The organism is Actinomycetospora callitridis, from assembly GCF_028737265.1.
Lineage (GTDB): Bacteria > Actinomycetota > Actinomycetes > Mycobacteriales > Pseudonocardiaceae > Actinomycetospora > Actinomycetospora callitridis.
Genome location: NZ_JAQZAK010000001.1, coordinates 1,168,693 through 1,180,651, shown reverse-complemented (window position 1 = coordinate 1,180,651; position 11,959 = coordinate 1,168,693). Strand labels below are relative to the sequence as shown.

Below are 11,959 nucleotides of genomic sequence, written 5' to 3'. Positions count from 1 at the left end.
GTCGTGAGCTCCCCACGGCCCTCACCGGGATCCGACGCGGGCCCCGGAGACGGGGCCGACCACGACGAGCGCCTGACGGTGCCCTGGTGGTGGTGGCCGCCCGCGCTGCTGATCGCGGTGCTCCTGGCGGCCGAGCTGCACATGGGCTATCCCGGCGTGCGCTCCTGGCTGCCCTACGTGCTCCTGCTGCCGCTGGCGGCGGCCGTGCTGATCTGGCTGGGCCGCGTGCGTGTCGGGGTCGGCACGCCGTCGGGAGGGGCCGACCGGGCCGCGCGCGAGCTGCGCGCCGGCGAGGCCCATCTCCCGGTGTCGTTCGTCGGACGGGTCGACGTCGTCACCGGCGAGGCCAAGCGGGAGGCACTCGGCCCCCAGCTCGACCCGCAGGCGTTCGTTCTGCACCGTCCCTGGGTGGGGCCCGTCGTCCGGATCGAGGTGCTCGACCCGGACGACCCCACCCCCTACTGGGTCATCTCCACCCGTCGTCCGGAGCACCTGATCGCGGCGCTCCGGTGATCACGCCGCACAGTCGCGGCAGATGAAGAGGCCTCCTCGCTGGTCGGCGAGGCGGCTGCGGTGATGGACGAGGAAACAGCTTCCACAGGTGAACTCGTCAGCCTGCTTGGGCAGTACGCGGACCGTCAGTTCCTCGCCGGAGAGGTCGGCCCCGGGGAGCTCGAAGCTCTCTGCGGTGTCGGTCTCGTCGACGTCGACGGCGGCGGACTGCGCTTCGTTGCGCCGGGCCTTGAGCTCCTCGAGGGAGTCCTCACCCATCTCGTCGGTCTCGTTGCGGCGCGGCGCGTCGTAGTCGGTCGCCATGCGGTGTCCCACCCTCGGTCTTGCCCGGTTGCTGCCGGAGGTACATCTGTCGTGCGGCAGCACAACGCGGGAGGACGGCCGTTTGTGCCGGACCGGGAAAGTGACCCGGGTCTCACCGGGGTGACCCGGCGCGGACGAACGCGACGTCCGCGCAGAGGCTGCGGAGCGGCGGGAGGGTAACCCACGCGACCCCGCCCGGTCAGCCGGCCCCGGTGTCAGCGGCGCGGCGGAACGGACACGACCCGGCAACCCGCACGTCCACGACCCCTTCCCCGCCGTCCCCGCCACGCCGGGCCGCGGCCGGGGTCGGTCGCGCAGGGGGACCACTACTCTGGCCCCGACGCGGCGGGCCGAGGTCTCTCGCCGCGTCGGGGCGGGAAGGGGCGTCGGTGGTCGGCACGTTCAAGGCGGGCACGTCACGTGTCCGCGACGTCTACCGGCGGCGCAACATGGTGCCGGCCACGGTTCTGGTGGCCGTGCTGGCGGTGGCGAGCATCGTCACCTGGACCATCGTGTTCACCAACTCCACGGCGGGCTCGGTGACGTCCTGCAACGCCTCGCCGGTGGCGGGGGCGGGCGCACCGCAGGCCTCCGACGCGCTGGACGACCAGCAGGCCGCCGCGCCCGGCGACGTGCGCGTGAAGGTCCTCAACGGCGCCGGGCAGCGCGGGCAGGCCCAGCTGGCGGCCGCCGAGCTCGGCGAGCTGGGCATCGCCGAGGCGGCCCCGCCCGACAACGACCCCTTCTACCCCGCGCAGGACCTCTCGTGCGTCGGGCAGATCCGCTACGGGCCCGAGGGCGCCTCCGCGGCCCGCACGGTGAGCCTCGTGGTGCCGTGCGCCGAGCTCGTGTCCGACGGCCGCACCGGCAGCGAGGTCGACCTGGCGCTCGGCGACGACTTCCGCGACATCTCCCCCGGCCAGCCCGTCACCGAGGCCCTGCGGGCGCTGGGCCGCCAGACGGCCACCGACGGCTCGGGCGCCCCGGCCCCGACGCCCGACGCCGCCACGCTGACCGCCCTGCGCACGGTCGACTGCAGCTCCTAGATCTCCCCGGCCCCCTCGGCGGCGAGCAGCGCGACGAGCGCGGCCACGATCCCGGCCGGGGCGGCGAGGGTCGCCTCGTCCCCCAGCCCGTCCTCACTGCGGCCCGGCAGGCGCACGACCGCCCCGGCCTCCTCGGCGATCAGCGACCCGGCCGCGACGTCCCAGGGCTGCAGACCGTGCTCGTAGAAGCCGTCGAGCCAGCCCGCGGCCACCGCGCAGAGGTCGAGCGAGGCGCACCCGGTGCGACGCACGTCCCCGACCGACGTCGCGATCCGGGCGAGCACCGCCGCCTGGCGCCCGCGGCGGGCCGGGTCGTAGTTCAGTCCCGTCCCGACCACGCCGAGGCGCAGGTCCTCCAGGGCCGAGGCCCGCAACGGCACGTCGTCACGGAAGGCGCCGTGGCCCCGCGCCGCGCGCCACACCCGCCCCGAGACCGGTTCCACCACCGCGCCGGCGACGACGACCCCGTCCACCTCGGCCCCGATCGAGACCGAGAACCAGGGCAGGCCGTGGGTGTAGTTCACGGTGCCGTCGATGGGGTCGACGATCCAGCGGACCTGGCCCGGGGCCGGCGTGCCGCTGGTGCCGCCCTCCTCGCCGAGCACGAGGTCGTCGGGACGGGCGGTGGCCAGGCGCTCGCGGACCAGGGCCTCGCAGGCCCGGTCGCCCTCGGTGACGACGTCGGTGGCCGAGCTCTTCGTGTCCAGCCGGCCGGGGTCGGCGACGGCCCGCTCGCGCACCGTGAGGGCCAGGGCGGCGGTCTCGCGGGCGATCGTCACGGCGAGACCCTCGAGCACCTCCTCGTGCAGCGGGGAGTCCATGAGGAGCATCCGACCACACGCAGGTGGCGGCCCGGCGACGCCCGGACCACGGGCCGGGGCGCCCGTGCGGACGCTCGGAATCGATCCCGTGACCGGCCGCGACGAGGACTCGTCCGTCGTCGGACCTGTGAGGTGCGACGGACTCGCCCGACGCTCGTTACAATGGATGGTGAGCCGAGGCGGTACACCCGGGGGACGGGGACCTTGGCGTACCCCTCCCCCTTCCGGGTGGCCCTCCGGCGGCCCGGCCCGTCGATCCCACCGCCGTGCAGCCGTTCGTCACGAAAGGTCGTCTGTGGCAGCCGCAAAGTCCGCAACCCGACGCCGCGTCTCCGACGCCGCCGACCCCGCCGAGGCCCCTGCGGGCCCGGTCGGTGTGGTCGCGGCTCCCGAGGATGCGGAGGCGCCCGCGACGGCCCCTGCGAAGAAGGCCACCCGCTCCGCCAAGGGCACCAAGAAGGCCGCCCCGGCCAAGGGCAAGGGCGCGGCGAAGGCCGACGCCCCCGAGGGTGCGGAGGACGCCGACGGCGCCGCCGACGAGCCCGAGGGCGCCGACCTCGAGGGCCTGGAGGGCACCGAGCTCGAGGCCGCCGCCTCGGAGCTCACCGAGGACGTCGTCGTGCTCGGTGCCGAGGTCGTCGAGGCCACCGAGGTCGAGACCGAGGAGCCCACCGAGGAGGACAAGAAGTCCGGCGACTTCGTCTGGGACGAGGAGGAGTCCGAGGCGCTGCGCCAGGCGCGCAAGGACGCCGAGCTCACCGCCTCGGCCGACTCGGTCCGCGCCTACCTCAAGCAGATCGGCAAGGTCGCCCTCCTCAACGCCGAGGAGGAGGTCGAGCTCGCCAAGCGCATCGAGGCCGGCCTCTACGCCTCCGAGCGGCTGCGCAAGGTCGCCGAGGCCCAGCAGGAGCTCGCGACGCAGATGCGGCGCGACCTGCGGTGGATCGTCCGCGACGGCGAGCGCGCCAAGTCCCACCTGCTCGAGGCCAACCTCCGCCTGGTCGTGTCGCTGGCCAAGCGCTACACCGGCCGCGGCATGGCGTTCCTGGACCTGATCCAGGAGGGCAACCTCGGCCTGATCCGTGCGGTCGAGAAGTTCGACTACACCAAGGGCTACAAGTTCTCGACCTACGCGACGTGGTGGATCCGCCAGGCCATCACCCGCGCGATGGCCGACCAGGCCCGCACCATCCGCATCCCGGTGCACATGGTCGAGGTCATCAACAAGCTCGGCCGCATACAGCGTGAGCTGCTCCAGGACCTCGGGCGCGAGCCCACTCCTGAAGAGCTGGCCAAGGAAATGGACATCACCCCGGACAAGGTGCTGGAGATCCAGCAGTACGCCCGGGAGCCCATCTCGCTCGACCAGACGATCGGCGACGAGGGCGACTCGCAGCTCGGTGACTTCATCGAGGACAGCGAGGCCGTGGTGGCCGTCGACGCGGTGTCCTTCACGCTGCTGCAGGACCAGCTGCAGTCGGTCCTCGCGACGCTCTCCGAGCGCGAGGCCGGCGTGGTCCGCCTGCGCTTCGGCCTCACCGACGGCCAGCCGCGCACCCTCGACGAGATCGGCCAGGTCTACGGCGTGACGCGCGAGCGCATCCGTCAGATCGAGTCGAAGACGATGTCGAAGCTGCGCCACCCGTCGCGCTCGCAGGTCCTGCGCGACTACCTGGACTAGACGCTCACTGCGACGGCCCCCGAGTTCCGGCTCGCTCGGGGGCCGTCGTCGTGTCCGGGGGCGCGAGGTGGGGGCAGCGAGGGTCACCCTGGCTGCGTAGGAGGCAGCGAAGGGGTCCCTCGCTCCACCCCCTCGCCGGGAGACAGCACTCCATCGCGGTCCTGACGCGCCCGGGGAGATCGTCCGCACGACGGCGATCTCGGGGCCGTCCGGTCGATGGCCCCGCAGGAGCCGGGTTCCTAGACTCCCGGTCGTGACCATGAGCCCGGCGTCGGGCGGCGTTCGTCGCTCCCCCCAGGGCGGGCTGGCCGAAGTCCTCGACCTGATCCTCGACAAGGGCCTGGTCATCGACGTCTTCGCCAAGATCTCGCTCGTGGGCGTCGAGATCGTCACGATCGACGCCCGCATCGTCGTGGCCAGCGTCGACACCTACCTGCGCTTCGCCGAGGCCACCAACCGTCTCGACCTGCACGCGAAGGGCGGCGTCGGCCTCGACGAGCTGCCCAAGAAGATGACCGAGGGCGTCACCCACGGCGCCGCGAAGGGGATCACCAAGGGGGTCCTCGACGCCGGCCAGGAGAAGTGGCGGGAGTTCCGCGGCAAGCGCTGAGCCCTCGGCGGGCGCCCGTCCCCGGCTGGGATGCTGGCGGCGTGCATCCCGATCCCGCCGCCGACGGCCTGCCCGCCCCCGATCCCGCCGAGGTCCACCGCCGTTCGGTGGCCCTGATCCAGGGCATGGACGCGAACGACCTCCCGGCGGTCGGCGCCCTCCTCGGCGAGCTGGCCGGGCCCGAGGAGTTCGCCGCGCAGGTCATCAGCCTCGCGAGCCTCGCCCGCCTGCTGCTCGACCAGCGCGACGACACGGCCCCGGGGTCGGACGACGCGCGGGCCGCGGTGCTGCACGAGCTGGCCGGTGTCCTCACCGCCGCCGAGGGCGGCTGATCCCCACCGGGTGACGCCGCGCGGCGTCGGGCAGGATCGGGGGGTGAGTGCCGCGAGGGATCTGCCATCGGACGAGCCCACCGTCGCCGAGGACGCCGCGCTGGCCCGGGAGCTCGCCGAGGCCACCGGCGACCTGCTGATGACGTTGCGCGACGACACGTCGGCAGGCCGCGAGCGGGAGTACCGCGGCGACGCCGAGGCGCACGACTACCTGATCGGCGCGCTCACCCGTCACCGGCCCGAGGACACGGTGCTCTCCGAGGAGGGCACCCAGGACCCCGCGCCGCGCCGTGGGGCGCACCGGCTCTGGATCGTCGACCCGCTGGACGGCTCGAGCGGCTACGGCCGCGGCGGGGACGAGTGGGGGGTGCACGTCGCGCTGGTGGTCGACGGCACGCTGGTCGCCGGCGCGGTCTCCCTGCCCGCCCGCGGCGAGCTCGCCGACTCGGCCACCGTCCGGCCGCTGCCCGACACCCCCGTCGACCCCGAGGCCGGGCTGTCGGTCACCGTCAGCCGCTCACGGCCCCCGATGGAGCTGCGCCGGCTCGCGGCGGCGTTCCCCGTGCGCACCGTGGCGATGTCCGCGGCGGGCGTGAAGACCCTGGCCGTCGTCGACGGCCTCGTCGACGCCTACCTGCACTCGGGCGGGCAGTACGAGTGGGACAACGCGGCGCCCGCCGCGGTCGCCGAGGGCGCGGGCGTGCGCGTCACCCGCCTCGACGGCTCCCCGCTGCCCTTCGGCGCCGAGGACCCGTACTCCCCCGACCTGCTCATCGCCCGCCCGGCCGCCCACGAGGCGATCCTGGACGTCCTGCTCGCCCGGTAGCGGGCCCGTCTAGTAGCGCCAGCGCCAGGCGGCGAGGACGTCCTCGGGCTCGCGCTCGGCCGCCCAGGCGGCGTCCGCGCGCCGGACCTCGAGGAACGCCCCGAGCCGCTCGGTGCCCAGGGCCTCGGTGATGCGGGGGTTCGCGAGCAGTGCGGCCTCCTGGTCGGCCTGGGTCGTGGGCAGCTTCTCGACGCCCGCGGCGGCCCGCTCCTTCTTCTTCCAGGTGCCGGGGTCCGCGGCGATCGGGGACGGCGGGACGAGGTTCTCCTCGACGCCGGCCACGCCCGAGGTCAGCAGCGCGGTGAGGGCGAGGTACGGGTTCGCCGAGGCGTCGGAGACCTTGAGCTCGACGTTGGCGTGGTCCGCGCCGAGCAGCGGCGAGCCCACGACGTAGCGGACCGGGGCCTCGCGGTTCTCGATGCCCCAGAAGCCGTAGGCGCCCGCGAAGAAGCCCGGCCGCAGCCGCGCCATCGAGCCGATCGAGGGCGCGGTGACGGCGGCGAGCGCCGGCAGGTCGCGCAGGAGGCCCGCGATGTAGCCGCTGCCGGCCGTGCCGGGCCCCTCGGGGCCGCCGGCGAGCAGGTTGACGCCGTCGCGCCACAGCGAGCTGTGGACGTGCCAGCCGTTGCCCGCGAGCTGCAGCGACGGCAGCGGCGCGAAGCTGATGCGCAGTCCGTGGCGCGCGGCGGCGGCCAGGACGGTCTGGCGGGCCAGGAGCTGCTCGTCGGCGGCCCGGACGGGGTCGGTCGCGCCGAGCGAGAGCTCGACCTGCCCCGGCCCGTACTCGGCGTGGAACTGCCCGATGCGCAGCCCGTTGGCCTCGGCGTCGCGCAGCACGTCGGTGGCGAACGCGTCGATCTCGAGCAGGCCGTGCGGGCTGTACGCCGGACCCCGGTAGGCGGGCACCACCGCGCCGTCGGGGCTCGGCGCGGAGACCGCGAACTCCATCTCGTAGCCGACCAGAGCGGTGTAGCCGCGCTCGGCGAGCCCGTCGACCGTCGCCGCGAGCAGGGAGCGCTGGTCCCACGGCCACGGCGACCCGTCCACGTCGACCTGGGTGCCCGGGGCCCACGCCATGCCCCGCTGGCCCGCGAGCGGCGTCAGACGGTCGAGGTCGGGCACCAGGCGCACGTCGCCCGACGGCGTCTCGCGCCCCGGCGCGCCGTACTGGATGCCGTCGTTCGTGTTGAAGATCGCGAACACGGTGCTCACGCCGATGCCGGTCTCGGCGACCTGGGGCAGCGACGCCACCGGCACCGTCCGGGAGCGCGGGATGCCGTTGTTGTCGCACCACGCCACGGTGACGCCGGCGACGCCCACGCCCCGCAGCTGTTCGACGAGCTCGCTCGCCCGCTCCGCCGTGTCGCCCACCGCAGTCTCCTGTCACCGTCCCGGTGTGGTGGCCACAGGCTAGTGGGCGACCCCGACGGACCCGCCGTGACCGACGGGGGCAGCGGGGAGCGGCGGGGCGCCGTCACCACTCGTCGCTCGAGATCGACTCACCAACGGGTGGTCCTCGCCCCTACCCCGGAACGAACGGTTCTCCACCTCCGATGAGCGGTTCGTGACGGATGACAAAGCGGCGCGTGAACACGAGCGGTCGCGGGCAGCGTCTGACACAGTGGAGGGACGGTCGCATGACCGGATCTCGCGGGCCCGGGACGAGAGTCACGGACCCCGACGGAGGGAGATGACGATGCCCGGCACCCTGACCCGGCCAGAACTCACCGCCTCGGACCGCTGCGACCGCTGCGGTGCAGCGGCCAAGGTCCGCGCCGTACTGCCCTCCGGTGGAGAACTCCTCTTCTGCGGGCACCACGCCCGGGCCCACGAGGCCAAGTTGAAGGAGCTGTCGGTGGACGTCCAGGCCGGTGAGAGCGCATGACGGCCACCTGACCAGCGACTTCTTCGCAGAAGACCACAGCCTCAGATCGAGACCACGACGGGCGAGGACCTCAGGGTCCTCGCCCGTCGTCGTGTGCGGGGTCGGGCGTCGTGCTCCGGCCGCCACCGGCGGGCTCCCCCGGACCGGCGCGGGCCCCGCCCCGGACCGCGATCATGCGGTCCGCTCCGCGGTCGGGAGAACCGGGCGTCCGGTCCGCGTCCCCGGTCCAGCTGCTTCGCTCCGCGCCCGCTCCGCCCGGCGAGCCGGGCCCCTCGGCATCGTGACGCTCCGGTGAACGGCGTGACGCCGGGATGTCGGACCGCGACGACCGCGACAGCGCCCCCTCGCCACGGAGTGTGATGTGTAGCACAGGTTAAGGATCAGACACTCTGCGTAGAGATCAGCGCCAGGACCGCAGCGTGGCGATGCGCTCCTCGATCTGCTCGAGCGACGCCATGGGCGTCGCCGGCCCCCCGCAGTACTTCCGCAGGTCGCCGTGGATGGCCCCGTGCGGCTTGCCCGTGCGGTGGTGGTGCGCGGCGACGAGGGCGTTCAGCTCGCGCCGGAGCTCCTTGAGCCGCTCGGCCACGCCGACGTCGCGGCGGAACTCGCGGACCGACGACGGGGACGGCTCCGGGGCCGCCGCCGCGGGCGCCGGCGCTGCCGACTCCTCCCCGCGGTCGAGCTGCTCGCTCTGGCGCCGGCGCAGGAGCGCCCGTACCTGGTCGGGCTCGAGGAGCCCGGGCAGCCCGAGGTAGTCCTGCTCCTCGGCGGAGCCCGCGCCGGCCGCGGTGCCGAAGGACGACCCGTCGTAGATCAGCTGGTCGAGCTCGGCCTCGGCGGACAGCGACTCGAACGCCTTCTCCTGCTCGCCCGGCTCGTCCTCGGTGCGGTTGGCCGCCTCGAGGAGGTCGTCCTCCCAGCCCTCCTTCGGCCGGTGGGGCTGGCCGAGCACGTGGTCGCGCTGCACCTCGAGCTCGCTGGCCAGCGTGAGCAGCGACGGCACGCTGGGCAGGAAGACGCTCGCCGTCTCCCCCGGCCGCCGGGACCGGACGAAGCGGCCGACGGCCTGCGCGAAGAACAGCGGCGTCGAAGCGCTGGTGGCGTAGACGCCGACGGCCAGCCGCGGGACGTCGACGCCCTCGGACACCATCCGGACGGCCACGAGCCAGCGCTCGTTCGTGCGCCCGAACTCCGCGATGCGCCCGGAGGCCTTCGGGTCGTCCGAGAGCACGACGACGGGCTCCTCGCCCGCGATGCGGCGCAGCAGCGCGGCGTAGGCCTTCGCCGTGGTGTGGTCGGTGGCGATCACGAGCCCGCCGGCGTCGGGGACGCCCCCGCCGCGCAGCTGGGTCAGGCGGGTGTCGGCGGCCTGGAGGACCGCCGGCATCCACTCGCCCTTGGGGTCGAGCGCGGTCTTCCAGGCGCGGGCGTTCTGCTCGGCGGTGAGGGGCTCGCCGAGCCGCGCGGTCATCTCCTCGCCCGCGCTGGTGCGCCAGCTCGCCTGGCCCGAGTACGCGAGGAAGACGACCGGGCGGACGACCCCGTCGGCCAGCGCGTCGGCGTAGCCGTAGGAGTGGTCGGCGCGCGAGCGCAGCACGCCGACGCTGTCGGGCTCGTAGGCGATGAACGGGATCGGGTTGTCGTCGGACCGGAAGGGCGTCCCGGTCAGCGCCAGCCGGCGCGTCGCGCCCGCGAACGCCTCGCGGGTCGCCTCGCCCCAGGACTTGGCGTCGCCCGCGTGGTGGATCTCGTCGAAGATCACCAGGGTGCGCCGGCCCTCGGTGCGGTTCATGTGCAGCACGGGGTGCGCGGCGACCTGCGCGTACGTCACGGCGACACCGCGGAAGTCGGTCGACGTGCGCCCGACGGCGTTGGAGAACTCGGGGTCGATCGCGAGGCCCGCGGCACCGGCGGCCTCGGCCCACTGGTGCTTGAGGTGCTCGGTGGGACAGACGATCGTCACCGTGTCGACGGAGCGGTCGCCGAGCAGCTCGGCCGCCACCCTCAGCGCGAACGTGGTCTTGCCCGCGCCGGGCGTCGCGACCGCCAGGAAGTCCTTGGGGCGGTCGGTGAGGTACCGGGTCAGCGCACGGCGCTGCCAGGTGCGCAGCGGCCGTGCCGCCACCGTGTCCGTACTGGTCGGGCTACCGGTCGTACGGGTGGTCAAGGGCCCTCCGGGCAGACGTCGGACGGGGACGACGGCGGCCCGGTTCCGGGGCGGCCGTCGGAGGGGGTCCGGAGGGACCTACTCGCCGTCGTCGCCGGGCCGCATCTTGCTGAAGATCTCCTTGCAGGCCGGGCAGACGGGCGAGCCCGGCTTGGGCGAGCGCGTGACCGGGAAGGTCTCGCCGCAGAGGGCCACCACCATCGACCCGGTGACCGCCGACTCGGCGACCTTGTTCTTCCGGACGTAGTGGAACATCTTCGGGTCGTCGTCACCCGTGCGGTCGGTCCCCTGGGGCCGGGTGTCGGGAAGCACGGTGGTCTGGCTCATGGGCTCCATGATGCCCCACGACCCCGACGGTGGGGGCACGCCGGGAGGCCCGTCGCGCAGAGTCCCCGGACGCCGGGGGCGGATCGCACCGAACGGCACCCACACCGCCGACCGGGCTGTCACGGTGAGCGCACCCGTCCCCGGTCGAGGAGGAGTGCTCATGGCCGAGCCGGCCCGGTCGGCCCATCCCCTCGCTCGTCCCGGCGTGGCGCGTCCGTTGGCCCGGCCGCCCGCCCCCTGGCCGTCCGACGAGTTGGCCGGCGAGCTGCCCGACGGCCCGGGGTCGCGATTCGAGGCCGTCCACGCCTTCGTCGCCGAGCACCGCGCGCGCCTGCTCCGGCTGGGCCTGCACCTCCTCGTGGCCGCGCTGCCGCTGCTCGCAATCTCCGCGCACGTGTTCGGGATCGCCCCGATGAACGTGACGGCCGGCCTGCTCGTGGTGCCGTTGACGCTGGTCACCCTGCTGCTCGGCGTGTTCTCCCCCTCCGGCGAGGAGCGGCTGCTGCTCTCCGGGGCGATGTGGGGGGTGCTGGCGACGCTGGTCTACGACGCGGTGCGCCTGGACACCGTCTACCTGCTGGGCTGGTGGGGCGACTTCATCCCGCGCGTGGGCACGTGGATCCTCGGCTCCGGTTCCGCCGCCGGCCCCGGGTCCCCGGTGGTCGGCGCGGTCGTGGGCTACCTGTGGCGCTACGTCGGCGACGGCGGCGGCATCGGGGTCGCGTTCTTCGTGCTCGTCGCCGCCACCGGGCTGCGCCGGTGGGGCGCGCGCGCCACCGTCGCGGCGTCGGTGACGTTCGCGGTCTTCCCCGTGTGGACGGGCCTGGTCGCCACGGTGGCGCTGGCCCCGCGCGGGCAGCAGCAGATGTTCCCGCTGACGCCGGCCACCGTGCTCCTCTCGCTCGTCGGGCACCTCGTGTTCGGCCTCGTGCTGGGGCTGGGGTGCGCCCGGTGCCGCCGCCTCGAGGAGTACTGGCCCTGGACGCCGCTGCTCGACCTGCGGCGGGGCGTCCCGGCGCTGGTGCCGGTCCGGCCCGCGAGGAACGACGGCTGGGGGCCGCCGGCCCTCGTCACCACCGGCGGTGACGACCCGGAGCGCACCGAGATCCGCCCCCTGGCGCCGCCGAGGCCCGCGGACGCCCGCCGGGGTGGCGCACGTCCGCACCCGCTCGATCCGGCCTCGGGGCCGGTGCGTGTGCTCGACATGCCGCCCGGCCCGGCACCCGCGGTCCGCGCCGGGCCGAGACCACGGTCGGGACCCTGGTCGGGACCCGTGCCGATCGTCCGGCAGGCCCGCCCGGGCACGGGGCCGTGGCCGCACCCCGCGCCTCCGGGCGGCGACCCCTGGTCGGGCCCGGTCCGGTCTCGCGCCACGAGTTCCGCGAAAGCGCCACCGGGCCGCGCGGGCCGCGGCTAGCGTCCGCGACGCGGAGGCCGGGGTGTCG

The 11,959-nt window shown here is 74.7% G+C and carries 12 protein-coding genes and 1 pseudogene; 8 read left to right on the top strand and 5 right to left on the bottom strand.

All coding sequences use genetic code 11. The features are described 5' to 3' along the window. Positions 1-3: 3 nt before the first annotated feature. Complete coding sequence (locus PH191_RS05700) at positions 4-513, top strand: DUF3093 domain-containing protein (RefSeq protein WP_274193610.1); 510 nt, start codon at positions 4-6, stop codon at positions 511-513. Here PH191_RS05700 and PH191_RS05695 read toward each other — a convergent pair whose 3' ends face one another. Next, a complete protein-coding gene (locus PH191_RS05695) occupies positions 514-816 on the bottom strand; it encodes a DUF4193 domain-containing protein (protein ID WP_133825164.1) in 303 nt (100 codons plus the stop codon). A 389-nt stretch (positions 817-1,205) separates the two neighbouring features. Here PH191_RS05695 and cei point away from each other — a divergent pair, with 389 nt between their 5' ends. Continuing rightward, entirely contained in the window at positions 1,206-1,862 is a 657-nt protein-coding gene (gene cei, locus PH191_RS05690; protein ID WP_274193609.1) for an envelope integrity protein Cei, read from the top strand. Here the strand turns inward: cei and PH191_RS05685 are convergent. Beyond that, positions 1,859-2,683 (bottom strand): inositol monophosphatase family protein, encoded by an 825-nt coding sequence (locus PH191_RS05685; protein WP_274193608.1) that lies wholly within the window; start codon positions 2,681-2,683, stop codon positions 1,859-1,861. The two genes, cei and PH191_RS05685, sit on opposite strands and share 4 nt — an antisense overlap. 277 nt (positions 2,684-2,960) lie before the next feature. Between PH191_RS05685 and PH191_RS05680 the strand changes: the two are divergent. From PH191_RS05680 to PH191_RS05665, 4 genes and pseudogenes are all read left to right on the top strand, one after another. Next, positions 2,961-4,364, top strand: a pseudogene (locus tag PH191_RS05680) (RNA polymerase sigma factor); the annotation flags it as partial. 259 nt (positions 4,365-4,623) lie between these two features. Continuing rightward, entirely contained in the window at positions 4,624-4,974 is a 351-nt protein-coding gene (gene gvpJ / locus PH191_RS05675; RefSeq protein ID WP_274193703.1) for a gas vesicle protein GvpJ, read from the top strand. A gap of 41 nt (positions 4,975-5,015) precedes the next feature. Beyond that, the gene (locus PH191_RS05670; RefSeq protein WP_274193607.1) at positions 5,016-5,306 is read left to right on the top strand and encodes a hypothetical protein; all 291 of its coding nucleotides are present in this window, start codon (positions 5,016-5,018) and stop codon (positions 5,304-5,306) included. 43 nt (positions 5,307-5,349) lie between these two features. Then, a complete protein-coding gene (locus tag PH191_RS05665) occupies positions 5,350-6,132 on the top strand; it encodes an inositol monophosphatase family protein (RefSeq protein ID WP_274193606.1) in 783 nt (260 codons plus the stop codon). A 9-nt stretch (positions 6,133-6,141) separates the two neighbouring features. Here the strand turns inward: PH191_RS05665 and PH191_RS05660 are convergent, their stop codons facing one another. Beyond that, positions 6,142-7,503, bottom strand: coding sequence for a type I glutamate--ammonia ligase (locus PH191_RS05660; protein ID WP_274193605.1), 1,362 nt, complete (start codon positions 7,501-7,503; stop codon positions 6,142-6,144). Positions 7,504-7,822: 319 nt separating this feature from the next. Here PH191_RS05660 and PH191_RS05655 point away from each other — a divergent pair, with 319 nt between their 5' ends. Beyond that, positions 7,823-8,017, top strand: coding sequence for a DUF7455 domain-containing protein (locus PH191_RS05655; protein WP_274189263.1), 195 nt, complete (start codon positions 7,823-7,825; stop codon positions 8,015-8,017). A 400-nt stretch (positions 8,018-8,417) separates the two neighbouring features. Here PH191_RS05655 and PH191_RS05650 read toward each other — a convergent pair whose 3' ends face one another. Together PH191_RS05650 and PH191_RS05645 are read right to left on the bottom strand one after the other, a co-directional pair. Continuing rightward, entirely contained in the window at positions 8,418-10,145 is a 1,728-nt protein-coding gene (locus tag PH191_RS05650; protein WP_274193604.1) for a DEAD/DEAH box helicase, read from the bottom strand. A 120-nt stretch (positions 10,146-10,265) separates the two neighbouring features. Next, positions 10,266-10,514, bottom strand: a complete 249-nt coding sequence (locus PH191_RS05645; protein WP_328308869.1) for a DUF3039 domain-containing protein — start codon at positions 10,512-10,514, stop codon at positions 10,266-10,268. A 160-nt stretch (positions 10,515-10,674) separates the two neighbouring features. Here PH191_RS05645 and PH191_RS05640 point away from each other — a divergent pair, with 160 nt between their 5' ends. After that, positions 10,675-11,931 (top strand): hypothetical protein, encoded by a 1,257-nt coding sequence (locus PH191_RS05640; RefSeq protein ID WP_274193603.1) that lies wholly within the window; start codon positions 10,675-10,677, stop codon positions 11,929-11,931. The last annotated feature ends 28 nt before the right edge of the window (positions 11,932-11,959 follow it).